The sequence below is a fragment of the Rhizobium sp. KNZ14-9A genome, from assembly GCF_056755015.1.
In genome coordinates, this window is sequence record NZ_JBPGXB010000002.1 from 3033448 (window position 1) to 3060012 (window position 26565).

A 26565-nucleotide genomic window follows, 5' to 3' on the forward strand; every position below is an offset into this window, starting at 1 on the left:
AATCGGCGGAACTACAACCCGAAGCATTCCCAAATTCTGGGGAGTTGACGGGTATTCTATTTAGATTTGAGCCTTGATCGGCTCATCTATCAGGTGCTTCTGAAATACCGTTTCCAGGATGTCAGGGCTGACCGGTTTCATGATGACGTCATCCATGCCGGCCTTGGCGCATTCCGCTCGATCGCGCTCGAATGCCTGTGTCAGCACGCCGATAATCGGGGTCCGCGTGCCCTGCCCCTCTTCCATCTGGCGAATGAGGCGTGAGGCTTCAAAGCCATTGAAGACCGGAAGCGAAATATCCATCAGCACGATCTGTGGCCGGTGTTCGGCCCAGAGACGAACGACCTCTTCGCCGGTCGCTGCGATCCGATGGCGATAACCGAGACCTTCGAGGATCTGCGTGAAGACGATCTGGTTGATGTCGTTATCCTCGGCGACAAGAACCTGCAGGCCTACGGTTTCTTCAGTCGTGGTGATTTCCCAGTCACCTTCAGTGCCGCCGCCGCGTCCGCTGCGATTGAAGTGGCGGGCGATCTGGAAGGTCAGCTCGTTGGCGATCTGGAAGCCATCCATGACGAGGGCCGGAATGCCGTATTGTTCGGTGAGCTCCAGGCAACGCATGCCCATCTGGTTATCGATGATCAGAAGATCGAGCGAGATGCCGGAGGAGCTGGCAATCTCGAGGAAACGTTCCTCCTCGTCCTCGCCGCAGACCGAGCAGGCTTCGAAGCCGTATTTGGCGAGCGTGCGCAACGCGGCAGCCTCGGCGGCGAGATCCGAGGTGACGACGAGGATCTTTCGGCCGGAGAAGTTTTCCGGAACGATCGCCTCCATCGCCGCCGGCTCGCGGCGCTGCGATGCGCTCGGCACCGGCACATAGGCGCGGCGGTAGCTCTGGTTGCTGGAAGTGGTGATCTCGGAGGCCCGATTGAATTCGTCGAGATCGTCGCCGTCGCGCGGCAGGTCTTGCATGGTCGAGACGAGAAAATAACGTCCAGGCTTACCGATCCTGTGCTTGCGGCTGACGATGTCGCGCTCGGTGCCGTCGCGGGCAATTTGGCGCTGGCGCGAGACCGACATTTCACCGGTTTCCAGTACGTGGCGGTCGCTTTCCTCGAAGCGCTTGGCAATGTCAGGCGAAAACAGATCCCCGCTCTTGCGGCCGAGAACCTCGTCCGGCGTCGTCTGGTACTTCTCGCAGAAGGCCTTGTTGACGGCGACGTAGGCGAGGTTGCGATCCTTGACGAAGAGCGGGAACGGCAGATGGTCGAGAATGTCCTCGGTGAGCTGGACGCGCTCGAGATCGTAGCGCCACTGTTCCTCGCGCTTACGCGCTTCGGAAATATCGGAGATGATGGTCACGCCGTAGCCGTTCGGCAGCCGGCGCTTCAAAAAGCGCACCCAGCGGTCGGCGCCGTGGCGTTCGACGGATTCGAAACGTTCGCGCCAATGGGAGGCGATACGCTGAGACAACCAGTCCTCGCGGCTGAGCGAACCCGCCTCGCGCAAGAGGGTCTGCTCGCGGATGCCGGTATCGTAGACCGCACCGAGGAAATCACGAAGCCGGGCGCCCGGCCGCAGCACATCCTCGGGCACCGGAAAGAATTCCATGACCTGACGGCTGGCAAAGATAAGAAGATCGTTGCGATCATAGATGATGAATGCAGCAGAAAGACTGTCGCATGCGGCGTCGAAAAGCACCGTCTGAAGGTCAGCCTCAGGCGGCAACGCGTCACTCGCAGATGATGTGTCCGCCTTTTCGAAGCCGGCACTCATTCATTCACATCCCACATCTGTCCGATTTTCGCAGTTTCGGAGGTATATCAATAAAATGCCGTTTTTGTCTTAAGAGCCGCTTAACAGTAGTGACCCCCAAATCTGGGGGAGAAGCCTCCAGTGTCCTCTGACGGGCTGATGAAACCCCTTTCCTCCCGGCCGCGAATCCTCGAAAATAGAGATATGGCCATCAGACAGCTCTCCGAAACGCTCATCAACCAGATCGCCGCCGGTGAAGTCATCGAACGGCCGGCGAGTGCTGCAAAAGAACTGATCGAAAACGCGCTCGACGCAGGCGCGACCCGTATCGAAATCGCAACCGCCGGCGGCGGCAAGGCGCTGCTGCGCGTCAGCGACAACGGTGCCGGCATGGATGTCGCCGATCTGGAACTTGCCGTCAAGCGGCACTGCACCTCGAAAATATCGGAGACGCTCGACGATATCCGCACGCTCGGCTTCCGGGGCGAAGCATTGCCGTCTATCGGTTCGGTGGCGCGGCTCAGCATCTCAAGCCGCAGGCGTGACAGCACAGCCGGCAACGAAATTTCTGTTGCCGGCGGCAAAATCGTGCATCTGCGCCCGGCAGCCGGCAATCCGGGAACGGTCGTCGAAGTGCGCGACCTGTTTTTCGCCACGCCGGCGCGGCTGAAATTCCTGAAGACGGAGAAGGCGGAAGCGGCGGCAATCACCGAGATCGTCAAGCGCATGGCGATCGCCTTTCCGGGTGTGCGCTTCGTGCTGTCAGGCCCAGACCGTTCGACGCTGGAATTTCCGGCAACCGGCGAGGATCATCTGGCGCGCATGGCCCAGATACTCGGCAAGGACTTCCGCGACAATGCCATCGCCATCGACGCCGAACGCGAGGATGTACAGCTGACCGGCTTTGCCGGCGTGCCGACCTTCAACCGGGGCAATTCGGCCCATCAATATGCTTTCGTCAACGGCCGCCCCGTGCAGGACAAACTCATCCTATCAGCGATCCGCGGCGCCTATGCCGAAACGATCCCGGCCGGCCGTTATCCCGTCGCGGTGCTGTCGATCACGCTCGATCCGGCGCTGGTGGACGTCAATGTGCATCCGGCGAAATCCGACGTCCGCTTCCGCGATCCGGGACTGGTGCGCGGGCTGATCGTCGGCGCAATCCGCGAAGCACTTGCTCGTGACGGCAGCCGGGCGACAACGACTGGCGCAAGCGACATGCTGCGCGCCTTCCGCCCCGGCTTCCAGGCTGCACCACAGCGGCCGCAGGCACCATGGTCGGCGGCAACCTCCCCATCCCGGCCGTATCAGCCGAGTGCCGGTTTCGGTGAAAGGCCGCAGGCTTCCTTCGACGGGCTCGTCCATCCGACGGCCCGTTCCGAATCGGCTTTCCAGCCCGCACCACAGCCTCATGCCGCTGCCGCCGCCGAACCTTTGGCGCGCTATCCGCTTGGTGCTGCCCGGGCGCAGATTCACGAAAACTATATCGTCGCCCAGACCGATGACGGCATCGTCATCGTCGATCAGCACGCGGCTCACGAACGGCTGGTCTTCGAAGCCATGCGTAAGGCCTTACACTCCAAGAGGCTCGCCTCGCAGGTGCTGCTGATCCCCGAAATCGTCGACATTCCCGAAGAGGATTGCGACCGGCTGATCGCGCATGCCGAGGAATTTTGCGAGCTTGGCCTTGCGATCGAACGCTTCGGGCCGGGCGCCATTGCCGTGCGCGAGACGCCGGCCATGCTCGGCGAAGTGAATGCGCAGGGCCTCATCCGCCAGCTTGCCGATGAGATCGCCGAATGGGATACGGCCTCCGGTCTCACCACCAAGCTCGAATATGTGGCGGCGACCATGGCCTGCCATGGCTCGGTGCGATCAGGGCGACGGCTGCGGCCGGAAGAAATGAATGCGCTTTTGCGCCAAATGGAAGTGACCCCAGGCTCCGGCCAGTGCAATCACGGACGCCCGACCTATATCGAACTCAAGCTTGCCGATATCGAGCGGCTCTTCGGCCGGAGCTGAAAAAGCTGGCAAAACGGCTTCTCGGGGAGTATGGCAGACAGATGACAGACTGCAGGGAATGGAGCGCATGAACTTGTTCGAAGGACACGGAAACCGCGAGGCGAAGATCCGTTATCTCGACGGCGATTTCCAGATTCTATCGCCCGGCTCCTATGTCGTCTGCGCACTGACAGGCAAACACGTCCCGCTTGACGAACTTCGCTACTGGAGCGTGGCGCGACAGGAGCCCTATGTCGATGTCGCCTCCGCACTGGAAGCCGACCGGCGCGCCGGTGTTCTGCCGACCCAGCGCTAAGTTTTTGCCTTTCCCTCCTTGAGCCTTCGCTCACGGCAGGCTTCAAAGGCTCGGTCGATCATGAGACCTGGGGCAAGCGGGTCGGTGAAGGCCATTTCCACCTCGACGACATGGCAGCGGGCCGCAAGCTGCTCCGCCTTGCCGTGATGACCGGCGAGACGCACGAAATCCTTCGACGTCGTGACGATCGTCAGGTTCTGCTGGTCTGCGGTCATCAGAAGACCGTCGATCTCCTCCTCGCTCAAATGCTCGTGATCGCCGAAGGAGGTCGCGACCTTGATGGTTGCTCCAAGCGAACGGACCGTGCGGAAGAATTTTTCCGGATCGGCAATACCGGCAAAGGCGAGTACCTTGAGGCCTTCCAGAGAATTCTTGCCGGACACTTTCAGCGCGGCGGTGAAATAGGGCTTGGCAGCACGTGCCGCGATGCGGACGATACGGTCAGCCGCATTCCCGTCTCCGACCTTCAGAAGCGCGGTCGCCTGGCGAAGTTGCAGGCGAACCGGCGCGCGCACCGGGCCACCCGGCACGATATGGCCGTTGCCGAGACCGCGCGTCGCATCGATCACCAGAAGCGCGTAGTCGATTGCGAGCCGCGCACTCTGGAAACCATCGTCCATGATAATGAAATCGGCACCTTCTTCGACGAGCCTCACAGCACCATCGACACGCCTGCGGGAGATCACCGTCAGGGCTTCCTGCGCCAGCAACAGCGGCTCGTCACCGACAGCGACTGCGCGGTGGTGGGTAGGATCGACGACGGTGGTGACATCCAGCAAGCCGCCGTGACCGCGGCTTAAGAAACCGGGCTTGAGACCCTTGGCTTTGGCGGCACGGGCAATGGCAATTGCCGTCGGCGTCTTACCGGCGCCGCCGACCGTGAAATTACCGACGCAGATGACGGGGATCGGAACCGAGGCGCGGCGCGCATGGACCATGCGGTAGCCCGCCACGCGACCATAAAGGAAAGAAAGGGGCGACAGAGCCCATGCCTGCCAACTTGCCCGCCTCCACCAGAAAGGCGGCGCTTCGGATATCATGATGCCGTCCCGTTTCCCTTGCCCTCACCCCCAGGCGAGGTCTCACAAAATCGACCGGGGCGGATTGAGAAGCCAAAACGCGTGAAAATGCAAGTCTTTGCGCGTCAGGCCAGCTGCAGATCCGGCAGCAGGGCTTCGATGTGGGTGATGTCATCTAAAACATGATCGGCGGCGGCGGAGAGTGATTCACGCGAGCCGGTACCGGTCAGAACCGCGATCGTCAGGCCGGTTTTTGCATTCCTGCCCATATGGAGATCGTGGTTGTTATCACCAACCATGGCGATTTCTTCTGGCTGCAGACCCGTCGCAGCACAGAAGCCGAGCACCATGCCTGGCTCAGGCTTGCTGCCGAAGCCGCTGTCGTAGCCGGCGATGTAGTCGACATAGTCGGAAATGCCGAAGCGCTGGGCCGTTTGGCGGATCGAGCGCTCATTGTCGCTGGAGGCGATGCCGAGCTTGAAGCCGCGCTTGTCCAGGCGGCCAAAGAAGGCTGCGAGATCGGTGACCGGCACAGAGAATTCTGCGGCATTGGCAAAGAGATTGTCGAGCTTGATCGTCAGCTCGATCACATCGAGTTTCGAGCCGGCGGCGACGAGGCCTTCCGCGATCTGGTGGGTATTGCCAGCAGCAAGCAGGCTGTCGGGAACGATATGGCCCGTGACGGGGTCCATGCCGCATGCGGCAAGCAGGTGATCGGCGAGCGCCGCGTCGCCTTCGGCGGCGATGCGGGCAAGCTCGCGGTTTACTGGCAGCCAGCTTTCATCATAGTCGAGCAGCGTACCGTCCTTGTCGAAGAGGATGCCCCTGATCTTCGCCTCTGCCGACATGACCACTCCTCAGGCCTGCGCCACGGCCTTCGGCAGCAGACGCGCCTTCACCGTCAGCGGATTGATATAGGGCTCCAGCCCCTTCAACGTGGCGCTGAGCGCGCCGCGCATTTCATGCACGGCCGCAATACCGGCCTGGATCATCTTGCCGCGCGCCTCGTCATTGGTCAGCAGGTAATGCACGCCCTTCGCCAGCATCTCGGTATCACGCACCATGCGGGCGCTGCCGCTGCGCGCGAGCTTCTGATAGGCCTCGCGGAAATTCTGCACATTGCCGCCCGAAAGGATGGCACAGCCGAGCATGGCCGGCTCGAGCGGGTTCTGGCCGCCCTCGGCAAAGAGCGAGCGGCCGACGAAAGCCACTTCCGTCAGGCGTAGATAAAGGCCCATTTCGCCGATCGTATCACCAAGGAAGATATCGACATCCGGGGTCAGAACATCGTCACGCGTACGGCGAGCGACCTTCAGACCCTGCTTGACGAGGGCTGCCTCGATCTCGTCAGCGCGCTCGGGATGGCGCGGCACGATAATGGTCAGCTGCTTGTCACGGTCGCGCAGCGCCCGATGGACGATGCCGGCGGCATTTTCCTCGCCGTCGAAGGTGGAGATCGCCGCCCATGTCTTGCGGTCGCCGATCTGCTTCTTATAGCGGGCGAAAACAGCGCTGTCATAGGGCGGAGCGTCGGTATCGACCTTCAGGTTGCCTGAGGTGATGACCGGTACAGCGCCGAGATCGCGGAAACGCTCTGCATCCAGATCTGACTGGGCAATGACGAGCGCCAGATTTTCGAAGAGCGCCTCGGCAAGCGACGGGCGGCGGCGCCAGCGGGCGAACGAGCGGTCGGACATGCGGGCATTGACGAGGATCTGCGGAATGCGGCGACGACCAAGTTCAAGCACGGTCGCGGGCCAGATTTCGGATTCGGCAATGATGGCGCAATCCGGCTGCCAGTAGTCGAGGAAACGGCCGACAGCAGGTTTCAGGTCGAGCGGCACATATTGATGGATCGCGTCATTGCCGAGACGTTCAGCTGCAAGCCTTGCCGAGGTGATGGTGCCCGTCGTCAGGATGACATGGATGTCGCGGCGGCGGATTTCACGGATCAGGGGAATGACAGCGTTGGTTTCGCCAACGCTTGCGGCATGAAACCAGACAAGCGGGCCTTGTGGCCGATTGGCGCTCGCATAGCCGAAGCGCTCCAAACGGCGGGCGCGGTCTTCCTTGCCCTTGGCCGTGCGGTAGGTGATGTAGAGGCCGACGACCGGCGACGCCACAGTTCCCGCCAGACGGTACGCGTTCAGACCGATCCGCGCCATCCGGGAGCTCATTCGGCAGACCTCCGACCTATGCAGATCGACATCAATCCAATTCCCTAATTATCGTTGCGGCCGCAATGACCGATCAATTTGTTCAGAATGCGTCGATCAAGGGCAAGGAACCGATGCGCAAAGGCCTCCGCTGTGGACAGCGGAGGGCCAGCGGCTTGCTGCTAGGGCTCATTTGCTCCCAGTCGTATCCTGCGGATCGAGCAGACGATGCATGTGGACGATGAAATAGCGCATATGCGCATTGTCGACCGTCTGCTGCGCCTTGGCCTTCCAGGCCGTCAGTGCCGTGGCATAGTCGGGGAAAATACCGACAATATCGAGATCCCCAAGATCCCGGAACTGGATGCCTTCAAGGTTTTCGAGTTCGCCACCGAAGACGAGGTGCAGGAGCTGCTTTTTACCGCCGGAGTCCGTCATTTTTATTCTCTTTCTGCCTATTCTCCTCCGGCCCTTCATCTGAGGGATTTTGACGAAAACGTCAACCGTCTCTTAGCTGAGTGAACAAGTCCAGATATTCACGGAGACGCGGGACAGGCGAAGCGCAGAGCGCCTCGTGGCTGACTTTCTCTCTATTATAGGTTGTCGGGTGACCCGAGAGGTCGACGAGACCACCGCCGGCACGTTCGAGAATAAGATCGGCTGCCGCAATATCCCAGTCGTGGGCATTCCGCCCGACAAACGTCGTGTCCAGCCGGCCATCGGCCACCATGGCGATGCGGTAGGCGAGCGAGGGGATATATTTGACGCGCTCGCTGCGTTCGCGAACCGCCGCCGGCAGAATCTTGAACAGCTCCTCGCTGACAGCAAGCTGGCTGAGATCGGCTTCGCCGCGCGTGGAGACGGAAATCGGCTCGCCGTTTTTCAGCGCAGGGCCGCCTTCCGTCGCTTCGTAGAGTTCATCGAGCGCCGGCGCATAAAGCGCGCCCGCAACGGGACGGCCGCGATGGACGATGCCGACGCTGACGCACCAGAGATCCTTGCCGGCGAGGAATGCCCGTGTGCCATCGATCGGATCGACGATGAACAGCGTCTCGTGTTCCAGACGGCCGACATCGTCGTCGGTCTCTTCCGACAGCCAGCCATAGTCCGGCCGCGCCCCGCGTAGGATGGTTTCAAGCGTTTCATTGGCGGCGAAATCGGCGGCGCTGACGGGCGAGCGTTCCTCATTCTTCCACCAGACTTCCGGTGACTTGTTGAAGAAGCCAAGTGCGACGGCGCCCGCCTGTCTTGCAGCATCGGCGATCAGTGCGAGATCGCTCTGCCAGCGGTTGTCCGTGTCGCTCATCGCGTCGATCCGTTCGTCAGCGGCCGGCAAGCGTCATGCCTTCAATGGCGAAGGTCGGAGCCGCCACACCGAATTTACGGTCGATGTCGTTGGCGAGCGTCAGCCGCATGAACATGTCCTTGAGGTTGGAGGCGATCGTCACCTCCGATACCGGGAAGGTGAGTTCGCCGTTTTCGATCCAGAAACCAGTCGCGCCCCGGCTGTATTCGCCGGTTATCATGTTGACGCCCTGGCCGATCAGCTCGGTCACATAGAAACCGTTGCCAACGCTGCGGATCAGCTCTTCGGGCGAGATGTCGCCCGGCTCCAGCGCCAGATTGGTGGAGGCGGGCGTAACCGATGTGCCGCCGCGCACGCCGCGGCCATTGGTTTCCAGACCGCCGATCTCGTTTGCGGTGGAGGTCGACAGGAACCAATGCTTGAGTACCCCGTCTTCGATCATGACCAGCCGCTCGCCGGAAACGCCCTCACCATCGAAGGGACGGGAGGACGGGCCGCGCACGATCAACGGATCGTCAGTGATCGACAGACCCGCTTTCAGCACCTGCTGGCCCATCTTGTCGCGCAGGAAACTCGTCTTGCGGGCAACCGACGCACCATTGATGGCGCCGGCGATATGGCCGACGAAACCACGAGCGATGCGGGGATCGAAGATGACGGTAATACCCTTGCCGGTCGGCACCTGCCGGGGATTAACGCGTTTGATGGCGCGCTCGCCGGCCCTGCGGCCGATCTCGGCGGCATCGTCCAGTTCGGAATAATAGAGGCGGCTGTCAAAATCATAGTCGCGCTCCATCCCGGTGCCTTCGCCGGCGATGACGCTGACGGAGTTGCCAAAGCGCGATGCCATATAGCTGCCTTCGAAGCCATGCGAGGTGGCGAGCACCAGCCCGCCCATTCCGGCAGAGGCGCCAGCGCCGGAGGAATTGGTGACACCTTTCACTGCAAGAGCCGCCGCTTCGGCGGCAAGAGCCGCTTCCCGCAACTGATCGGCGCCGACTTCGGTCGTGTCGAGAAGCTGCAGGTCGGGATAGGTTTTTGCGAGCCTGTTCTCATCGGCGAGGCAGGCAAACGGATCTTCCGGCGAGACCTTGGCCATGGCGACAGCGCGTTCAGCCAGCGCCTGCAGGTCGAAACCCGGATTGGCGGAAACGCTTGCCACCCGTTTGCCGACGAAGACGCGCAGCGAAAAGTCGTCGCTCTCGGAGGACTCCGTGCCTTCGACCTTGCCCAGGCGTACGCTAACCGATTGAGCGCGCGAGCGAACGACGACAGCGTCGGCGGCATCAGCACCTGCCTTTTTCGCCAGATCGATCAGTTGACTTGCACGGGAAAGAAGTGTCGAGGAATCGATTTCAGAGGACATGATTTGGCCTTTCCTTCCCGTTCCATTTATTGTGCACTCCCGAAAGCATCAAGGCCGTGGATGCCAATTCTTTTCCTGGCTGCCTGCTTGCCCCGCCATCGAAAGAAATGAAGCATGTCCGCACCCAACGCTCTTTTCACCGAAACGATCCTGCTGCTCGGCGGCGCGGTCGTCGCCGCACCGATCTTCAAGAAGCTCGGGCTCGGCACGGTTCTCGGCTATCTGGCGGCGGGTATCGTCATCGGGCCGATCTTTCATGGCATTACCGATGGCGAGCAGATCCTTGATGTCGCCGAACTTGGCGTCGTCTTCCTGCTGTTCATCATCGGGCTTGAATTAAAGCCCACTCGCCTCTGGCAGATGCGGCGTGACATCTTCGGTCTTGGCACCGCGCAGGTGGTGGTGACGGGCCTGGTGCTGACAGCGCTTGCCTGGTTTTCCGGCGTGCTCGAATGGCGCGGCAGCATCGTCGCCGGCTTCGGGCTGGCGCTTTCTTCCACAGCATTCGCCATGCAGATCCTCGAAGGCGACGGCGATGTCAATACCCGCTACGGGCAGCGCTCCTTCTCTATGCTGCTGTTTCAGGATCTGGCGATCGTCCCGCTTCTGGCCGTCGTCACCATCCTCGACGGCGACAAGGGCAGCGGCAATCCGCTTGTCGATTTCGGCATTTCCGTCGCGGCGGTCGGTGCTATGATCATCATGGGCCGATACCTGCTGACGCCCCTCTTCCAGATCATTGCGCGCACCGGCGCGCGCGAAGCGATGATCGCGGCCGCGCTCTTCGTCGTGATGGGATCGGCAAGCCTGATGCAGTTTGCCGGGCTCTCGATGGCGATGGGCGCTTTCCTGTCCGGCGTCATGCTGGCAGAATCCTCCTACAGGCATGAGCTGGAAGCCGATATCGAACCGTTCCGCGGCGTGCTTCTCGCTATCTTCTTCATTGCCGTCGGGCTGTCGTTGCAGCTTCAGGTGCTGCTCGACAACGTGCTCTTCATCATTATCGCCGTGCCTATTATCATGGCTGTGAAAGCACTCATCATCTATGTGCTCTGCCGCGTGGCGCACTCCTCACATAACGATGCAGTACGCATCGCCTTCCTGCTGCCGCAGGGGGGCGAATTCGGCTTCGTCCTCTTCACCACGGCTGCCGTCGCGGGGCTGATGTCCAACAGTACAGCTTCGCTGCTCGTTGCGATCGTCACCCTTTCCATGGCGCTGACGCCGCTGGGTGCCGCCCTTTCCAAACGGATGCTGTCGGGAGAGGAGCATGAAGAACTCGACGAGGATTTCGAGGGCGCCGGCGCAGACGTGCTGATGGTCGGTTTCTCGCGTTTCGGCCAGATCGCCGCGCAGATCCTGCTCGCCGGCGGCCGGAGCGTGACCGTCATCGATTTTTCCGCCGACCGCATCCGGCAGGCATCCTCCTTCGGTTTCCGCATCTATTTCGGCGATGGCACCCGTAAGGATGTGCTGCGTTCGGCCGGCATTGATAGGGCCAAGATCGTGCTCGTCTGCACCCAGAAGAGGGAGATTACCGACAAGATCGTCGAACTGATCCAGGCCGACTACCCGCAAACGACGCTCTTCGTGCGCTCCTATGACCGCATTCACTCCATCGAACTGCGCAACAAGGGCGTCGATTACGAGCTGCGCGAAACGCTGGAATCCGGTCTGCTCTTCGGCCGGCGCACACTGGAGGCGCTCGGTGTCGCCGAAGTCGATGCCTATGAGATCGGCGAGGACATTCGCAAGCGCGACGAAGCGCGGCTGGTGCTGCAGGTTTCGGAGGGCCTGCAAGCGGGACAGGACCTGCTGTTTTCGAAGCCGATCCATCCGGAGCCGCTGGTCAAGCCCAAGCGTACGCCCGGTCCCTTCGACAACGATCCGCTGGCAAATACGGCCGATGTGACGGCGGACGCCTGAAGCGATACCGGTTTACCGCTTCAGCCGCGCCTCGATTTCCCGATCGAGCGCATATTTCAGCTCGTCCTTGACGCCAACCGACATGGCAAGCACATCGCGCGCCTTCAGGAAATCCATGACGCCCGTGCGGCCGACGATAGGGCGCAGGAAGATATGCGGCCGCAGGAGCTTCAGCTTCAGGGAAATCGCCGCCTGCATCATCAGCTGGCCGGAGCCGAAGATGCTTTCCATCCGGTTCGGGATATGGGTGCCGTCGCCTTCGGGCGCGCCGACGACATCGATGCCGATGACGATATCGGCGATGTCCATCAGGCATTCGTAAGGAACGGGATTGGCAATGCCGCCATCGATCATCACCCGGCCGTGCAGCCTGACCGGCATGAAGACCGCAGGAATAGCCGATGATGCGGCAAGTGCCGGAAAAAGCTGGCCTTCTTCGACGATGACCTCGGCCTGGCCGTAATAGTCAGTGGTGATCACTTTCATCGGCACCAGCAGATCTTCGAAGCGCGCCGGAAGCTCTGAGGGCAGGAAGGCTTTCAGGATGCGTTCGAGATTGAACTGGCCGATGCGGATGCCCTTGGCCACGGCATCGCGTACGGTCGTCGGGCGCAGCCCCCAGATACGGCTGACGACGGCTGCCTTGTTGCCGACTGTTGCCAGCGCATGTTCGCGGATCTCCGCACCCGACATGCCGGCCGCCATACCGGCGCCCATAATGGCGCCGATGGAGGAACCAGAGATCGCCACCGGGCGGATGCCGAGTTCATCCAGCGTTTCGATGATGTGGATATGCGAGAGGCCGCGTGCGCCACCGCCGCCAAAGGCGACGGCAACCGTCGGTAGGTCGCTGATCGCAGGCGATTTCGGACTGATGATTTCCGCCTGCACGATCTGCCCCCAACGCGCCCGCTACTGCGGCTGATACCGGAAGAAATGTACTCTTGTATCGCCGAATATTCGGCTTTCGAGGAAAACATAGGAAGGATGAACCGAAACGGCAACATCCGCGCGTTCTTCCAGAACGGTAATCGCGCCAGGCTTGAGCCAGCCGCCTTCGGCCGCCGCCGCAAGCGCCTTTTCGCCGAGTCCCCGGCCATAGGGCGGATCGGCAAAGAGCATGTCGAAAGGCTCGAGATTGCCGATGCTGCCGAGATCGGTCGCATCACGGCGCAGGATTCGCGTCCTACCATGCAGGCCGAGCGCATCGATGTTTTCCCAGAGAAGCGCCCTGCCCTCCACGCTGTTTTCAACGAAGAGCGCATGACGGCAGCCGCGCGAGACGGCTTCGAGGCCGACCGCGCCCGTACCGGCGAAAAGATCGAGTATCCGGGTGCCGTCGATGCATTCCGGATAGGCATGGCTCAGAATGTTGAACAGGCTCTCACGCGTCCGGTCCGCAGTCGGCCGGATGTCGTTAGATTTTGGTACGGCAAGCGGCCGTCCGCGAAACTCACCGCCGACGATCCGCACCGCGCGTCATTCCCTTGCCTTTCGCACCACCTCTGGACGGCCCGCCCGAAGGCTTGCCACCACCGCCCGGTCGATCGCCCTTCGGCTTGCCGGAAAAATTCTTTGGCCCGCGGGGTTTGTCACCGAAGGGCTTGTCGCCTTGGGGACGTTCCGAGCGGCCCTCGCTGCCATAGTTTCTGGCCGGACGTGAAGCACGTTCACCTCCGTCTTCGCGCGGTCGATCACGGAAGGAACGCGGACGTTCTTCCCCCTCGGTACGCGGACGACGTTCGCCACGCGGCTTGTCGCCAAAGGGTTTATCGCCGCGCGGGCGCTCGGAGCGGCCTTCGCCGCCGAAACTTCGGGCCGGACGCGAAGCACGTTCACCTCCGTCTTCGCGCGGTCGATCACGGAAGGAACGCGGACGTTCTTCCCCTTCCGTGCGCGGACGACGTTCGCCACGCGGCTTGTCGCCAAAGGGTTTATCGCCGCGAGGACGATCGGAGCGGCTTTCGCCGCCGAAGCTTCTGGCTGGGCGCGCAGAACGCTCGCCACCCTCTTCGCGCGAACGGCTGCGGAAAGGACGCGAGTTCTCTTCACCTTCCGTGCGTGGACGACGCTCGCCGCGCGGCTTGTCGCCAAAGGGCTTGTCGCCGCGGGGGCGTTCGGAGCGGCCTTCGCCGCCAAAGCTTCTGGCCGGACGCGAAGAACGCTCGCCACCCTCTTCGCGCGGACGGTCGCGGAAGGAACGCGGGCGCTCCTCTCCGTCCGTACGAGGACGACGTTCACCACGCGGCTTGTCGCCGAAGGAACGCTTGCGGCCGAAACCTTCATCCTCATCGCGCTTGCTGGGCGTCTCGCTCGAACGGATCCACTCGCCATCCTCTTCGTGGACGCGATTGATCTGCGGGCGCAGGCGATCGGCTGCAGGATCGAAGCGCTGCTCCTTCACTGGGGCCGTTTCACCGCGACGGCGTGCGGTCTGAGCATTCTTGGCAGCCTTGGCGGCGGCCTTCTCGCCGAGCGGACGGGCACCGGGCGCCATCCACACATTGGCGTTGCGGCGGCTGCCGAGGGCCGGACGCTTCGGCCGGTCATCTTCGCTGCGGCGGTCATCCCGTCGTTCGTCCCGCTTATCATCACGACGGTCGTCGCGCTTGGTATCGAGGCGGCTCAACGCCCGTTCGCGCTTGTCTTCCTCGCGACGCGGACGCTCGCGGCGCTCCGGCGCCGGTTCCTCGGGCTCTTCGGCGGCAACGGCCGGGGCATTGTAGAGCGGCGCATCGAAATTCGCCTTGGCATCCTCGATGAGGCGCGGACCGAGCTGGTCGCGCAGCGTGCGGCCGCGCACCTCGACCACGTGACCTTCGGGCAATTCGCCAAGCTGAAAGGGGCCGTAGGAGATGCGGATCAGGCGGTTGACCTCAAGACCAAGCGCGCCGAGCACGTTCTTGATTTCGCGATTCTTGCCTTCGCGCAGGCCCATGGTGATCCAGACATTGGACCCCTGCGTGCGATCGAGCGTCGCTTCGATGGAGCCGTAGAGAACGCCGTCGACGGCAATGCCATCCTTCAGCTTGTCCAGCGCATCCTGATCGATATCGCCGTGGGCGCGGACGCGGTAGCGACGCAGCCAGCCGGTGGTCGGCAGTTCCAGCGCACGGGCCAGACCGCCGTCATTGGTGAGCAGCAGCAGGCCTTCTGTGTTGATGTCGAGACGACCGATCGACATGACACGCGGAAGTTCTTCCGGCAGATTGTCGAAGACGGTCGGGCGTCCCTCGGGATCGGAATTCGTCGTCACAAGTCCCTGCGGCTTGTGGTAGAGCCACAGGCGCGTGCGCTCGATGCCGCGGATCGGCACGCCATCGACTTCGATCTTGTCTTCGAGCGTGACGTTGACGACGGGTGTGTCCAGGAGCTTGCCGTTCAGCGTGACGCGGCCGTCCATGATCATGCGTTCGATATCGCGACGGGAGGCGACGCCAGCGCGCGCCATCACCTTGGAGATGCGTTCCGCCTTGGCATCACCATCCGCTTCGTTAGCAGCGACTTTCGCGGCAGCAGCCTTCAACGGCTTCTCGCTGCCGGTCTTCGGGCCGCTTCTGGACCGGGCTTCGCGCGCGGGGGCCTTGGTGCCGGGGCGTTTTGGCTTGTCTTTGGGTGTCATTTGTTGTTTGCCTGCCTTTTCGGCCTGTCTATCAGGTCATGCACCTGCGGTTAAGTGGAAATTCTTGCGAACGTGAAGACAAATCGATTTATGGAGATGGCGCTCGAGGAAGCCCGCGCTGCCGGGGAGCGCGGCGAAGTGCCGATCGGCGCCGTCGTCGTCGTCGAGGGCTCGGCAGTCGCCGCCTCCGGAAACCGCACGCGGGAGCTCAACGACGTCACCGCCCATGCCGAGATCGCCGCCATTCGCATGGCCTGCGAAAAGCTTGGCCAGGAACGGCTTGCCGGCGCCGACCTCTATGTCACGCTGGAGCCTTGCACCATGTGTGCGGCGGCCATTTCCTTCGCCCGCATCCGCAGGCTCTATTACGGCGCGGAAGACCCGAAGGGCGGAGCGGTCGACAATGGCGTGCGCTTCTATACCCAGCCGACCTGCCATCATGCGCCGGAGGTCTATTCCGGCTTCAACGAGACCGAGTTGGCGGATATGCTGAGGGCATTCTTTTCTGAGAGAAGAGACCTGGCATGATCCTGGCCATCGGAACCATCATCGTGATGGGCGTGCTTGCCGCCTACGCCAACCGGACAGTTGCGCCGGGCGTGGCGATGCTGCCAATGCAATGGTCACTGAAGGGAAGCGTGAACTGGACGGCGCCGCGGACGATCGCTTTCGCCTTCATTCCAGGGCTTGCAGCTATCATCATGGCCGCAATCCTGCTCAGCGACCAAGTGCGCAATGCCGATATTGCCTTGATGGGTGGCGTCCTTCTCGCGTGCCAGCTTCTGCATATCACGCTGACGCAACGCTGGTTTAACGCGTCGCGCCGCTAAACATTTCCGTTTTGTTTCTACGCAATTCCGGACGCAAAACCGCTGCACATTCTTGCTGAATTGCTTTTACTGAAGGATCTGCCACCACTTGGTGCCGCTATTGGCGACCGCTGCATCCTTCTTGCGCTGCTTCGCCTTCTTCTGCTCCGGCGTGCCGAGGTCATCGAGCTTTGCCGGATCGTCGACGGCGCGATATTCGGTCGGCGGATCGGAAATGTAGCGGCGCTGGTCGATATAGGCGCCCTTCTGCAGAGCACGGGCTTCGCGATAGGCCTTGGTCTGGGCTTCGGTCGTCTGGCGGCCGCCCTCGATGGCGGAACTGGCGAGCGGCGAACGATAGCTCGGATTGTCCGAATTCTCGTCGGCTTCCTTCACGAGACGGGCGCGGGCCTCTTCCGGGGATTCAACCCACTCAGGATTGTCCTTGTTGGCGACATTCTGCTGCGGCGCGACGAGCGTTTCCTTCTGCGCGGGCGCAGGCATGACCAGCGTCGGACGCGGCGTATATTTCACGCCGGTGTTCTTCGGGCCGGGACCGGTCAGCGAAACGGACTGGCCGAGGTCGTCGGCAAGCTGTTCCATGGCGGTCTTGTCGGTACCGTAGGTCGGGCTGCTGGCGCAGCCGGACATCGTGGAGCTTGCCGCCAGAACAAGAGACAGGCAGGCGCCCAAACGGAACCAATGCGTCGCTAACATGAAAACCCTTCCCGCATGCCGGAATCAGTACTGCCCACCGGACAATCGTCCCCCTGACGCAAAAATCCGGCCATTTTCAGGCAGCTTTTACCGGATGAACGCCATAAAGGCAATTCACCCGGCAAATATCTTCAGGCACGGATGCCGAGTTCGCGGAGTGCCGCTGCGTCACGCGCCGAAACGTCGGGATAATCAGGATCGGAACCGACATCGGTGGTGATGCGCCAGGAACGGGCACATTTTACGCCTTCGGCAAGCTTCGGAACGACAGCGACTTCAGGCACTTCCGGCAGACGGAAAGCGTCAGCCGGGCCGGCGTCCGCTTTGATGGTGATGCCGGAGGTGATGCAGACCTCGCTGAAATCCTGGCCCTCAAGTGCCTTGCGCAGTTCCGCGTCGGCAACATAGACGACGGGGGCTGCTTCCAACGACGAGCCGATGCGCTTGTCCTTGCGCTCGATTTCGAGAGCGCCGGTAACGACGCTGCGGATCGCGCGGATCTGCTTCCACTTTTCGGCCAGAGCATCGTTGCGCCATTCCTTGGCGATGGGAGCAAACTGCTCCAGATGCACGGAGACGGCCGAAGGATTGCGCGAGAGCCATGCTTCTTCCGTGGTGAAAGGCAGCATTGGAGCAAGCCAGGTCACCATGCAATCGAAGATCATGCGGATGACGTAGAGTGCCGAACGACGGCGAAGGCTGGAGGGCGCATCGCAATAGAGCGCATCCTTGCGGATATCGAAGTAGAAGGCCGAGAGCTCGACATTTGCGAAATCGATCAATGCGCGGGCGATCTTCTTGAAGTCGAAAGCGTCATAGTTCTCACGCACGAGCTGGTCGAGCTCGGAGAGACGGTGCAGCATCAGCTGCTCCAGTTCCGGCAGATCCGAGAGCGCGATGACTTCGCCCTTGTCATGCGCCAGCGTGCCGAGCATCCAGCGGATGGTGTTGCGCAGCTTGCGATAGGCATCGACATTGGTCTGGATGATCGTCTTGCCGACACGCAGATCGTCCGCATAGTCCGAGGTCATGACCCAGAGGCGAAGGATATCGGCACCGGCATCCTTCATCACTTCCTGCGGCGAAGTGACGTTGCCCTTCGACTTCGACATCTTCTCGCCCTTCTCGTCCATGGTGAAACCATGGGTGAGGACGGCATCATAAGGCGCGCGGCCGCGTGTCGCTGCCGATTCCAAGAGCGAAGAGTGGAACCAGCCGCGATGCTGGTCGGAGCCTTCGAGGTAGAGATCGGCCGGCCATTTCAGGTCGGGCCGATCTTCCAGTGTGAAGGTGTGCGTCGAGCCCGAGTCGAACCAGACATCGAGAATATCCATGACCTGCGACCACTTGGCCGGGTCATGCTCGTTGCCGAGGAAACGTTCCTTGGCGCCCGCAGCAAACCAGGCATCGGCGCCTTCGGCATCGAAAGCATCGAGGATGCGCTGGTTGACGGCATCGTCCTGCAGCACCTCACCCTGCTCGTCGACGAAGACGCAGATCGGCACGCCCCAGGCGCGCTGGCGGGACAGTACCCAGTCCGGGCGCTGCTCGATCATGGCGCGCAGACGGTTCTGGCCGGCAGCCGGCACGAAGCGGGTATCGTCGATTGCCTTCAGGGCGCGGGTGCGCAGCGTCGTGCCGTCCGCCAGGGTCTTGTCCATATAGACGAACCACTGCGGCGTGTTGCGGAAGATCACCGGCTTCTTGGAGCGCCAGGAATGCGGATACTGATGCTTCAGGCGGCCGCGGGCAAAGAGCGCGTTGCGCTCGATCAGCGCCTTGATGACGCGGTCGTTGGCATCGCCCTTCTTGCCGTTGTCGTCGATGACGCGTGCGCCTTCGAAGCCGGGCGCATCGGCGGTATAGAAGCCGCCGTCGTCAACCGGGAACGGGATCTTGGTCTCAATACCGCGTCCCTCGATTTCTCGGGCATGCGCCATCCAGACATCAAAGTCTTCGCGGCCGTGGCTCGGCGACGTGTGAACGAAACCCGTACCGGTATCGTCGGTGACGTGATCGCCTTCGAGTAGCGGTACCAGAAATTCGTAGCCGCCTCCGAGGCCATGCAGCGGATGGGCGCAGGTGATGCCGGCGAGATCGGCAGCCGTGACGTCGGCGAGACGCTTATACTGCAGCTTTGCCTTGGCGAAGGATTCTTCGGCGAGCTTGTCGGCGAAGATCATCTTCTCGCCCGGGCGCGGGCCAAAATCGTTCTCAGCAGCCGTTACCTCATAAAGGCCGTAAGCAACACGCGAGGAATAGGCGATCGCCCGGTTACCAGGGATCGTCCAGGGCGTGGTGGTCCAGATGACGACGGAAGCATCCTTGAGGTTATCAGGGCCCTTCGCGACTGGGAACTTCACCCAGATCGTGTCGCTCTCATAGTCGTGGTATTCAACTTCGGCTTCCGCCAGTGCAGTGCGCTCTACGACCGACCACATGATCGGCTTGGAGCCACGGTAAAGCTGGCCGCTCCTGGCGATCTTCAGAAGCTCGCCGGCGATCCGGCTTTCCGCATGAAAGTTCATCGTCAGATACGGGTTTTCGAAATCGCCGACGATACCGAGGCGCTGGAACTCGCCGCCCTGGATGGCGATCCACTTTTCGGCATAGGCGCGGCATTCGCGGCGGAATTCGATCATCGCCGACGGCTCGGTCAGGTCAGGCTTGGCCTTGCCCTTGGCGCGGTAGTTTTCTTCCTCGATCTTCCATTCGATCGGCAGGCCGTGGCAATCCCAGCCGGGAACGTAGTTGGAGTCGTAACCGCGCATCTGGAAGGAGCGGGTGATGACGTCCTTGAGGATCTTGTTCAGCGCGTGGCCGATATGGATGTTGCCGTTGGCATAGGGCGGGCCGTCGTGCAGGACGAATTTTTCGCGGCCGGCGGCGGAGGCGCGCAGCTTCTTGTAAAGGTCCATCTGCTGCCAGCGGGCAACGAGTTCCGGCTCCTTCTGCGGCAGGCCGGCGCGCATGGGGAAATCCGTCTCGGGCAGGTAGAGGGTCTTCGAGTAATCGATCTTTTCGGCTGTGTCGGTCATGTGTGACAATCGTTTCTGGCGGCCCGAACAAGGGCACGCGGATATGAAATCTGTGGTGACGGAAAGCGCTCGCGCAAGCCAAGCGCCGAAAACCCGGACCTTCCGGCCGCTCAGCGCGCGCGGAAGACCGGGCCGATAATTCGTATCGAATGCGCCAGCCGGAATTTACTCATTGCGCCGGTTCATAGGCGCTTTTCAGCGGAAAAGGAAGAGGGATTTCAGTCTCTCAGCCTCACGAAAAGCCGCAGGCCGGATGCCTGCCGCTTCGCTCCAACGAGATTCAGGAACTACGCTCAGGCTCTCGCAGCTCCCCGTGCCGGCGCTGGCAGATTGACGATGACGGCAACGAGGGCGTTCACTGTCTCACCGTTCCAGAACCCTTGTCCATGTCGAGATTGCCTTTCGACGCCTGGGCACGGTCAATGCGCGGGCGATCGCTTGGCAAACGCCTGGGACAGGCGATGGCTGCAGTTTTGCTGGTCCCAATGCAAAAAAATCCCAAAACCCCTGTCGAATTCCCCGTTGCCCGAACGTCTTTGACTCGCAGGCATGGGAAATTCATCATGCCTATCAAACCCGCCCGCAAGGAGTGATGTGGATATGAGCAGTTCCTATCGTTGGGTAATCGTCGCGGCCGGCGCACTGATGACGTGCGTTGCTCTCGGCGCCATGTTTTCTCTCGCAATCTTCCAGCAACCAATCGCCGACGCGACCGGCTGGTCGCATGCCGGCATCGCCAGCGCCATGACGCTGAATTTCATCGTCATGGGCGTAGGCGGCTTCTTCTGGGGTGCTGCCAGCGACCGATACGGACCGCGCCCGGTGGTGCTGATCGGCTCCGTCATCCTCGGGCTGGCGCTGATGCTTGCCAGCCGCGCGGAAACGCTTCTGCAGTTCCAGCTGACCTACGGCGTGCTGGTCGGGCTTTCGGCCAGTGCCTTTTTCGCGCCGATGATCGCCGCGACGACGGAGTGGTTCGACGAGAACCGCGGCCTTGCCGTCTCGCTGGTTTCGGCAGGCATGGGTGTTGCGCCGATGACGATCTCGCCCTTCGCGCGCTGGCTGATCACCACCTATGAATGGCGCCCGGCGATGATGATCATCGGTATCGGAGCGCTCATCCTGATGATACCGGCAGCACTTCTCGTGCGTCGGCGGCCGTCGCCACCGCAGGATGCGCATGAGGCCATAGTGTCAGCCGATGGCAGCGCCCCCAATCTGTGGAAGGTTTTCCGCTCCCCGCAGTTCATCGTGCTCGGGCTGACCTTTTTCGCCTGCTGTGCCGCCCATTCCGGACCGATCTTCCATATGGTGAGCTACGCAACGTTCTGCGGCGTTGCGCCGATGGCTGCCGTCAGCATCTACAGTGTCGAGGGTCTTGCCGGTCTCGGCGGGCGTCTGCTCTATGGCACGCTGGCCGACCGGATCGGCGTGAAGCCGGTCATCATCGCAGGCCTGCTGGTGCAGGCGGCGGCCCTTGCCACCTATCTTGCCGTCAGCAAGCTCGGGGAGTTCTATGCGCTCGCCGTCATCTTCGGCAGCGCCTATGGCGGGGTGATGCCGCTCTATGCCGTGCTGGCGCGTGAATATTTCGGCCCGCGCGTCATCGGCACGGTGTTCGGGGCGGCGACAATGCTCTCCAGCATCGGCATGGCCTTCGGCCCGCTGATCGGCGGCTGGATCTACGATACCTATGCCAACTATTCGTGGCTCTTCATCGGCTCCGCGCTGGTCGGGCTCGGTGCGGCGGCAATTGCACTCGCTTTCCCGCCTTTGCCGCGCCGGAAATCACAGCCCGCGCTCGGCACGGCCTGAGGTCAATCGAAACAGAGCTTGCGGTCGAGCTCGCCGAGCGGTCTCACTCCTGCCAGCAGTGCCCTCGCCTCCTCCTCGTCGCGCTTGATCTGCGCGACGAGCGGATCGAGCCCATCGAATTTTAGTTCGGGGCGCAGATAGCCGAAGAAGGAGACCGAACAGGTCTGGCCGTAGAGATCACCGCTGAAATCGAAAAGATAGGTTTCGAGCAACGGCACGCCGTTTTCTGTCACCGTTGGACGCCGGCCGTAGCTTGCCACCGCATCATAGAGCCCGCCGTTTTCGAGGCGGAAACGAACGGCGTAAATGCCGGCTGCAAGTTCCGCTTCCGGCGGCAACTGCATGTTGGCGGTCGGGAAGCCGAGCTGGCGGCCGAGCTTCTCTCCGTCGATGACCTTCGACTGGACCGTATAATGATAGCCGAGCATGGCGGCGACCGAGGAGACATCGCCTTCCTTCAGCAGCGCGCGGATATGGCTCGATGAGACGACATCGGTATTCTCGTCGCGGAAGGCGTCGATCAGTGTGACGCCGAAACCATACCTGTTACCGGCATCCATCAGGAAGGCAGGCCCACCTTCGCGGCCGCGGCCGAAATGGAAATCGAAGCCGGTCACCACCTCGGACGCGCCAAGCCAGTCCTTCAGGATGGAATGGATGAACTCTTCCGCCGAGCGCTGCGAGAACTCGTAATCGAAGGGATATTCGATGACCGCGTTGAAGCCGAGCTCTTCCAGGATGCGCGCCTTGAACGGTGCGGGCGTCAGGCGGAAGACCGGCGCATCCGGCTTGAAGACGGTGCGCGGATGCGGCTCGAAGGTCAGTACCAGGGCGGGGATACCGCGCTCTTTTGCGATATCGAGAGCCCGGTTCAGCACCGATTGATGGCCGCGATGGACGCCGTCGAAATTGCCGATGGCGATGACACCGCCCTTCAAATGCTCGGGCAGCGGATCACGGGTTTCATTGCGGTGGAAAACGGTCATCGGCTTCAATTCTCTTATGCGAGGCGCGGCATCCACCACTTCGGCGCTGCCTTTTCCCGTTCGAGATAGGCGTGCAGGATCGCCTCGTCGGTCTCACCGTGCAGCGTATATTCCTTAGCGTGAATACCGCCGCTGATGTAAAGAAGGTCGAGGCCATAATTCAAGGCGCCGCGAACATCCGTCGGCATGCCGTCGCCGATCGCCAGCACACGGTTAACAGGGAAATCACCACGGACCTCGCGGGCAGCGGCAAGTGTGGCCTCATAGATCGGCCGGTGTGGCTTGCCTGCGATCCGGGTGGAGCCTCCGAGTTGCTCATAATAGGCGGCCATGGCGCCGGCGCAGGGAATGATGCGGTGACCGCGCTCGACCACGAGGTCGGGATTGGCGCAGATCATCGGCACGTTGCGGGCTTTGAAATCCAGCAGCATGTCCGTGTAGTCCTCGGGCGTCTGCGTCTCGTCGTCGAAAAAGCCGGTGCAGACGACGGAAGTGGCGTCGCCGGCGGCAGCGCGCTCGATATCGAGGCCTTCAAGGATCGGATTGTCGCGCTCCGGGCCGAGCAGGAAGACCTGCCGTGGGCCTTCGGCAATCAGCGCGCGGGTGACATCGCCTGAGGTGACGATGCGATCATAGGCGTCGTCGGGTACGCCGATCTGGCGGAGCTGCTCGACGACCTGCCAGGAGACGCGCGGCGAATTGGTGATGAGAACGACAGTGAGGCCAGCGGCACGGGCGGCCTGGAGCGCTTCCCCGGCCTTCGGAAAGGGATCGACGCCGTTGTGCACGACGCCCCAGACATCGCAGAGCACCGCATCGTATCGATCGGTGATTTCGGAGAAGTTCGCAATCCGGTTTGCCATTCCGCTTTCCTGCTTCGCTTTCAGTCACCGGTGACATTGCAAAGGCGGGCTTCAATGGCAAGGCATTTTCTGCGTCAGGCGAAGAACGCCGGAGGTTCAAAAGCTGGACGTGAGCGAAGCTCGGTAACCACGCCGGACAAATCCCGCCTGTCTCCACAATTCCGGCACAAAAATCCGTGATGGCTCTTCTTGACTCCTTCTGGAGCCATCCCTAAATGCACGGCGGTAGCACTCACGGGAGTTGAGTGCTAACACCTTCATTGTGGACCAACCCGGTCCGCGAATGTCATTTGATCGAGGGATTAGCAATGGCAAGCACCAATTTCCGCCCGCTTCACGATCGCGTCGTCGTCCGTCGCGTTGAATCCGAAGCGAAGACCAAGGGTGGCATCATCATCCCGGACACCGCCAAGGAAAAGCCGCAGGAAGGCGAAATCGTCGCTGTCGGTTCCGGCGCTCGTGACGAATCCGGCAAGGTCGTTCCGCTGGACGTCAAGGCCGGCGACCGCATTCTGTTCGGCAAGTGGTCGGGCACGGAAGTCAAGATCGACGGCGAAGACCTTCTGATCATGAAGGAAGCCGACATCATGGGCATTATCGGCTAATCGGCCGATTGTCTTTCATCGAAATCGCTGACACCCCTTTTCAGGAGTTCTCAAAATGGCAGCTAAAGAAGTAAAGTTCGGCCGCAGCGCGCGCGAAAAGATGCTGCGCGGCGTCGACGTCCTCGCTGACGCAGTGAAGGTCACGCTTGGTCCGAAGGGCCGCAACGTCGTTATCGACAAGTCCTTCGGCGCTCCACGCATCACCAAGGACGGTGTTTCTGTCGCCAAGGAAATCGAACTCGAAGACAAGTTCGAAAACATGGGCGCCCAGATGGTCCGCGAAGTTGCTTCGAAGACCAACGACATTGCCGGCGACGGCACCACGACCGCCACGGTTCTCGCACAGGCCATCGTTCGCGAAGGCAACAAGGCCGTTGCAGCCGGCATGAACCCGATGGACCTGAAGCGCGGCATCGACCTCGCCGTTGCTGAAGTCGTCAAGGATCTCCAGGCCAAGGCCAAGAAGATCTCCACGTCGGAAGAAGTTGCCCAGGTCGGCACGATCTCCGCAAACGGCGACAAGCAGGTCGGTCTCGACATTGCTGAAGCCATGCAGAAGGTCGGCAACGAAGGTGTTATCACCGTCGAAGAAGCCAAGACCGCTGAAACCGAGCTCGAAGTCGTCGAAGGCATGCAGTTCGACCGCGGCTACCTGAGCCCGTACTTCGTCACCAACCCGGAAAAGATGGTTGCTGACCTCGAAGACGCCTTCATCCTGCTGCACGAAAAGAAGCTCTCGAACCTGCAGTCCATGCTCCCGGTTCTCGAAGCTGTCGTTCAGACCGGCAAGCCGCTCCTCATCATCGCTGAAGACGTCGAAGGCGAAGCTCTTGCGACCCTCGTCGTCAACAAGCTGCGCGGCGGCCTGAAGATTGCCGCTGTCAAGGCTCCGGGCTTCGGCGATCGCCGCAAGGCCATGCTGGAAGACATCGCTATCCTCACGGGCGGCACTGTCATCTCCGAAGACCTCGGCATCAAGCTCGAGTCTGTCACCCTCGACATGCTCGGCCGCACCAAGAAGGTCTCGATCTCCAAGGAAAACACCACGATCGTCGACGGCGCCGGCGCCAAGTCCGACATCGAAGGCCGTGTTGCCCAGATCAAGGCCCAGATCGAAGAAACCACCTCTGACTACGACCGCGAAAAGCTGCAGGAACGTCTTGCCAAGCTCGCTGGCGGCGTTGCCGTCATCCGCGTCGGCGGTTCGACGGAAGTCGAAGTGAAGGAAAAGAAGGACCGCATCGACGACGCTCTCAACGCGACGCGCGCTGCTGTTCAGGAAGGTATCGTCCCGGGCGGCGGTATTGCTCTCCTGCGCTCCTCCACGAAGATCAAGGCCAAGGGTGAAAACCAGGATCAGGAAGCCGGCGTCAACATCGTTCGCCGCGCCCTGCAGTCGCTGGTCCGCCAGATCGCAGAAAACGCTGGTGACGAAGCTTCGATCGTTGTCGGCAAGGTCCTCGACAAGAACGAAGACAACTACGGCTACAACGCCCAGACGTCCGAATATGGCGACATGATCGCCATGGGCATCGTCGACCCGGTCAAGGTTGTCCGTACGGCTCTGCAGAACGCAGCTTCGGTTGCTTCGCTGCTGATCACCACGGAAGCCATGATCGCCGAGCTGCCGAAGAAGGACGCTCCGGCAATGCCAGGCGGCATGGGCGGCATGGGCGGTATGGACATGATGTGATAGGCCAACGGCCTTTCACAGCATCGTCCACGAAACCGCCCATCATCATCCAAGATGGTTCAGCGCGTCGAGCGCGCTGAACTGGCGGTATGGACATGATGTGATGGGCGTAAGCCATCCCTGATATCCATTCCGGTCTCCGGAATAGAAAGGGCGGTCTTCGGGCCGCCCTTTTTTATTCAGTCGATTCGAAAATAACCGCGGCTTAAGCTACGACTTAAGGCGCGGTTTTTGGTCCGAAACTTTCGCGAGGCTTGCGCACTTCGCATTTTCCCCTTCAATGAAATTCGGTCTCAGAGCTGTCTAAGTTACGAAAACCGCATGCGATGGTGTGTGTGAAACCGTTTCCACAACGCATAAATGAGACTTTTGAACACAAAACTAGCGGATAACGCGCAATCCGGGCAAAATCCAATCATAACGTCAACCTAACGCCCCGGAAAAAGCCGTTGCCGTTTGCGCAAAAGCTCCTATAAATCCGCGCTGCAATTGACGTTCGCCCCGGAACAATTCTCGCCACAGACGAGAACGGACACGCCAAAGGCCATGCGTGAACATTCGGGATTCCGAAG

The 26565-nt window shown here is 61.4% G+C and carries 22 protein-coding genes; 8 read left to right on the forward strand and 14 right to left on the reverse strand.

Going from position 1 to position 26565, the window contains the following annotated elements; all coding sequences use genetic code 11:
* Positions 1–60: 60 nt before the first annotated feature.
* Positions 61–1776: a response regulator gene (locus tag ACR9ZQ_RS21855; RefSeq protein ID WP_481428805.1), complete on the reverse strand. Its 1716-nt coding sequence runs from the start codon at positions 1774–1776 to the stop codon at positions 61–63.
* A gap of 183 nt (positions 1777–1959) precedes the next feature.
* On the opposite strand from ACR9ZQ_RS21855, the gene mutL reads away from it, so the two are divergent.
* Positions 1960–3777: a DNA mismatch repair endonuclease MutL gene (gene mutL / locus ACR9ZQ_RS21860; RefSeq protein ID WP_481428806.1), complete on the forward strand. Its 1818-nt coding sequence runs from the start codon at positions 1960–1962 to the stop codon at positions 3775–3777.
* Between the two features lie 67 nt (positions 3778–3844).
* Positions 3845–4072, forward strand: a complete 228-nt coding sequence (locus tag ACR9ZQ_RS21865) for a DUF2093 domain-containing protein (RefSeq protein ID WP_007814243.1) — start codon at positions 3845–3847, stop codon at positions 4070–4072.
* Here ACR9ZQ_RS21865 and lpxK read toward each other — a convergent pair.
* The 6 genes from lpxK to ACR9ZQ_RS21895 form a co-directional block, all read right to left on the reverse strand.
* The gene (lpxK, locus tag ACR9ZQ_RS21870) at positions 4069–5112 is read right to left on the reverse strand and encodes a tetraacyldisaccharide 4'-kinase (protein ID WP_310378563.1); all 1044 of its coding nucleotides are present in this window, start codon (positions 5110–5112) and stop codon (positions 4069–4071) included. The two genes, ACR9ZQ_RS21865 and lpxK, sit on opposite strands and share 4 nt — an antisense overlap.
* Positions 5113–5216: 104 nt before the next feature.
* Complete coding sequence (locus tag ACR9ZQ_RS21875; RefSeq protein ID WP_481428807.1) at positions 5217–5939, reverse strand: HAD family hydrolase; 723 nt, start codon at positions 5937–5939, stop codon at positions 5217–5219.
* Between the two features lie 9 nt (positions 5940–5948).
* Complete coding sequence (gene waaA / locus ACR9ZQ_RS21880) at positions 5949–7268, reverse strand: lipid IV(A) 3-deoxy-D-manno-octulosonic acid transferase (protein ID WP_310378567.1); 1320 nt, start codon at positions 7266–7268, stop codon at positions 5949–5951.
* A 168-nt stretch (positions 7269–7436) separates the two neighbouring features.
* On the reverse strand, positions 7437–7685 hold the full coding sequence (locus tag ACR9ZQ_RS21885) for a DUF4170 domain-containing protein (protein WP_007814234.1): 249 nt from the start codon (positions 7683–7685) through the stop codon (positions 7437–7439).
* 61 nt (positions 7686–7746) lie between these two features.
* The gene (locus tag ACR9ZQ_RS21890; RefSeq protein WP_481428808.1) at positions 7747–8553 is read right to left on the reverse strand and encodes a 3'(2'),5'-bisphosphate nucleotidase CysQ; all 807 of its coding nucleotides are present in this window, start codon (positions 8551–8553) and stop codon (positions 7747–7749) included.
* Positions 8554–8569: 16 nt separating this feature from the next.
* Positions 8570–9919, reverse strand: a complete 1350-nt coding sequence (locus tag ACR9ZQ_RS21895) for a TldD/PmbA family protein (RefSeq protein ID WP_310378571.1) — start codon at positions 9917–9919, stop codon at positions 8570–8572.
* 114 nt (positions 9920–10033) lie between these two features.
* On the opposite strand from ACR9ZQ_RS21895, the gene ACR9ZQ_RS21900 reads away from it, so the two are divergent.
* Positions 10034–11845, forward strand: a complete 1812-nt coding sequence (locus ACR9ZQ_RS21900; RefSeq protein WP_310378574.1) for a monovalent cation:proton antiporter-2 (CPA2) family protein — start codon at positions 10034–10036, stop codon at positions 11843–11845.
* Between the two features lie 12 nt (positions 11846–11857).
* Here the strand turns inward: ACR9ZQ_RS21900 and ACR9ZQ_RS21905 are convergent, their stop codons facing one another.
* From ACR9ZQ_RS21905 to ACR9ZQ_RS21915, 3 genes are read right to left on the reverse strand one after another with little or no spacing between them, the layout of a single operon-like run.
* Positions 11858–12739, reverse strand: coding sequence for a patatin-like phospholipase family protein (locus ACR9ZQ_RS21905; protein ID WP_310380033.1), 882 nt, complete (start codon positions 12737–12739; stop codon positions 11858–11860).
* A gap of 18 nt (positions 12740–12757) precedes the next feature.
* Positions 12758–13318 carry a 16S rRNA (guanine(966)-N(2))-methyltransferase RsmD gene (gene rsmD, locus ACR9ZQ_RS21910; protein ID WP_037105838.1) on the reverse strand — a complete coding sequence of 187 codons (561 nt, stop codon included), beginning with the start codon at positions 13316–13318 and terminating at the stop codon, positions 12758–12760.
* Complete coding sequence (locus ACR9ZQ_RS21915) at positions 13299–15467, reverse strand: pseudouridine synthase (RefSeq protein ID WP_481428809.1); 2169 nt, start codon at positions 15465–15467, stop codon at positions 13299–13301. Before ACR9ZQ_RS21915 ends, rsmD begins: the two co-directional genes overlap by 20 nt.
* 90 nt (positions 15468–15557) lie before the next feature.
* On the opposite strand from ACR9ZQ_RS21915, the gene ACR9ZQ_RS21920 reads away from it, so the two are divergent.
* Together ACR9ZQ_RS21920 and ACR9ZQ_RS21925 are read left to right on the forward strand one after the other, a co-directional pair.
* Positions 15558–15995 (forward strand): nucleoside deaminase, encoded by a 438-nt coding sequence (locus tag ACR9ZQ_RS21920; RefSeq protein WP_481429349.1) that lies wholly within the window; start codon positions 15558–15560, stop codon positions 15993–15995.
* The gene (locus ACR9ZQ_RS21925) at positions 15992–16297 is read left to right on the forward strand and encodes a hypothetical protein (RefSeq protein WP_481428810.1); all 306 of its coding nucleotides are present in this window, start codon (positions 15992–15994) and stop codon (positions 16295–16297) included. Before ACR9ZQ_RS21920 ends, ACR9ZQ_RS21925 begins: the two co-directional genes overlap by 4 nt.
* A gap of 66 nt (positions 16298–16363) precedes the next feature.
* Here the strand turns inward: ACR9ZQ_RS21925 and ACR9ZQ_RS21930 are convergent, their stop codons facing one another.
* Both ACR9ZQ_RS21930 and ileS read right to left on the reverse strand, forming a co-directional pair.
* Positions 16364–16993, reverse strand: a complete 630-nt coding sequence (locus ACR9ZQ_RS21930; protein ID WP_481428811.1) for a hypothetical protein — start codon at positions 16991–16993, stop codon at positions 16364–16366.
* 131 nt (positions 16994–17124) lie between these two features.
* Positions 17125–20031, reverse strand: coding sequence for an isoleucine--tRNA ligase (gene ileS, locus ACR9ZQ_RS21935; RefSeq protein ID WP_481428812.1), 2907 nt, complete (start codon positions 20029–20031; stop codon positions 17125–17127).
* 600 nt (positions 20032–20631) lie between these two features.
* Between ileS and ACR9ZQ_RS21940 the strand changes: the two genes are divergently transcribed.
* Entirely contained in the window at positions 20632–21846 is a 1215-nt protein-coding gene (locus ACR9ZQ_RS21940; RefSeq protein ID WP_481428813.1) for an MFS transporter, read from the forward strand.
* A 2-nt stretch (positions 21847–21848) separates the two neighbouring features.
* Here ACR9ZQ_RS21940 and ACR9ZQ_RS21945 read toward each other — a convergent pair whose 3' ends face one another.
* Complete coding sequence (locus ACR9ZQ_RS21945; RefSeq protein ID WP_310378587.1) at positions 21849–22832, reverse strand: bifunctional riboflavin kinase/FAD synthetase; 984 nt, start codon at positions 22830–22832, stop codon at positions 21849–21851.
* Between the two features lie 14 nt (positions 22833–22846).
* Positions 22847–23695 (reverse strand): TIGR01459 family HAD-type hydrolase, encoded by an 849-nt coding sequence (locus ACR9ZQ_RS21950; RefSeq protein WP_481428814.1) that lies wholly within the window; start codon positions 23693–23695, stop codon positions 22847–22849.
* 308 nt (positions 23696–24003) lie between these two features.
* Here ACR9ZQ_RS21950 and groES point away from each other — a divergent pair, with 308 nt between their 5' ends.
* Together groES and groL are read left to right on the forward strand one after the other, a co-directional pair.
* Complete coding sequence (gene groES / locus ACR9ZQ_RS21955; RefSeq protein WP_007814205.1) at positions 24004–24300, forward strand: co-chaperone GroES; 297 nt, start codon at positions 24004–24006, stop codon at positions 24298–24300.
* A gap of 55 nt (positions 24301–24355) precedes the next feature.
* On the forward strand, positions 24356–25993 hold the full coding sequence (gene groL / locus ACR9ZQ_RS21960) for a chaperonin GroEL (protein WP_481428815.1): 1638 nt from the start codon (positions 24356–24358) through the stop codon (positions 25991–25993).
* Positions 25994–26565 lie beyond the last annotated feature (572 nt).

Coding starts and splice junctions, on each gene's coding strand:
- groL (WP_481428815.1), top strand. CDS start 24,356: ATGGCAGCTAAAGAAGTAAAGTTCGGCCGCAGCGCGCGCGAAAAGATG.
- ACR9ZQ_RS21890 (WP_481428808.1), bottom strand. CDS start 8,553: ATGAGCGACACGGACAACCGCTGGCAGAGCGATCTCGCACTGATCGCC.
- ACR9ZQ_RS21930 (WP_481428811.1), bottom strand. CDS start 16,993: ATGTTAGCGACGCATTGGTTCCGTTTGGGCGCCTGCCTGTCTCTTGTT.
- ACR9ZQ_RS21950 (WP_481428814.1), bottom strand. CDS start 23,695: ATGGCAAACCGGATTGCGAACTTCTCCGAAATCACCGATCGATACGAT.
- ACR9ZQ_RS21925 (WP_481428810.1), top strand. CDS start 15,992: ATGATCCTGGCCATCGGAACCATCATCGTGATGGGCGTGCTTGCCGCC.
- ACR9ZQ_RS21895 (WP_310378571.1), bottom strand. CDS start 9,919: ATGTCCTCTGAAATCGATTCCTCGACACTTCTTTCCCGTGCAAGTCAA.
- ACR9ZQ_RS21900 (WP_310378574.1), top strand. CDS start 10,034: ATGTCCGCACCCAACGCTCTTTTCACCGAAACGATCCTGCTGCTCGGC.
- ACR9ZQ_RS21855 (WP_481428805.1), bottom strand. CDS start 1,776: ATGAGTGCCGGCTTCGAAAAGGCGGACACATCATCTGCGAGTGACGCG.
- ACR9ZQ_RS21885 (WP_007814234.1), bottom strand. CDS start 7,685: ATGACGGACTCCGGCGGTAAAAAGCAGCTCCTGCACCTCGTCTTCGGT.
- lpxK (WP_310378563.1), bottom strand. CDS start 5,112: ATGATATCCGAAGCGCCGCCTTTCTGGTGGAGGCGGGCAAGTTGGCAG.
- ACR9ZQ_RS21875 (WP_481428807.1), bottom strand. CDS start 5,939: ATGTCGGCAGAGGCGAAGATCAGGGGCATCCTCTTCGACAAGGACGGT.
- groES (WP_007814205.1), top strand. CDS start 24,004: ATGGCAAGCACCAATTTCCGCCCGCTTCACGATCGCGTCGTCGTCCGT.
- ACR9ZQ_RS21865 (WP_007814243.1), top strand. CDS start 3,845: ATGAACTTGTTCGAAGGACACGGAAACCGCGAGGCGAAGATCCGTTAT.
- ACR9ZQ_RS21940 (WP_481428813.1), top strand. CDS start 20,632: ATGAGCAGTTCCTATCGTTGGGTAATCGTCGCGGCCGGCGCACTGATG.
- ACR9ZQ_RS21920 (WP_481429349.1), top strand. CDS start 15,558: ATGGAGATGGCGCTCGAGGAAGCCCGCGCTGCCGGGGAGCGCGGCGAA.
- ACR9ZQ_RS21915 (WP_481428809.1), bottom strand. CDS start 15,467: ATGACACCCAAAGACAAGCCAAAACGCCCCGGCACCAAGGCCCCCGCG.
- ACR9ZQ_RS21945 (WP_310378587.1), bottom strand. CDS start 22,832: ATGACCGTTTTCCACCGCAATGAAACCCGTGATCCGCTGCCCGAGCAT.
- waaA (WP_310378567.1), bottom strand. CDS start 7,268: ATGAGCTCCCGGATGGCGCGGATCGGTCTGAACGCGTACCGTCTGGCG.
- mutL (WP_481428806.1), top strand. CDS start 1,960: ATGGCCATCAGACAGCTCTCCGAAACGCTCATCAACCAGATCGCCGCC.
- ileS (WP_481428812.1), bottom strand. CDS start 20,031: ATGACCGACACAGCCGAAAAGATCGATTACTCGAAGACCCTCTACCTG.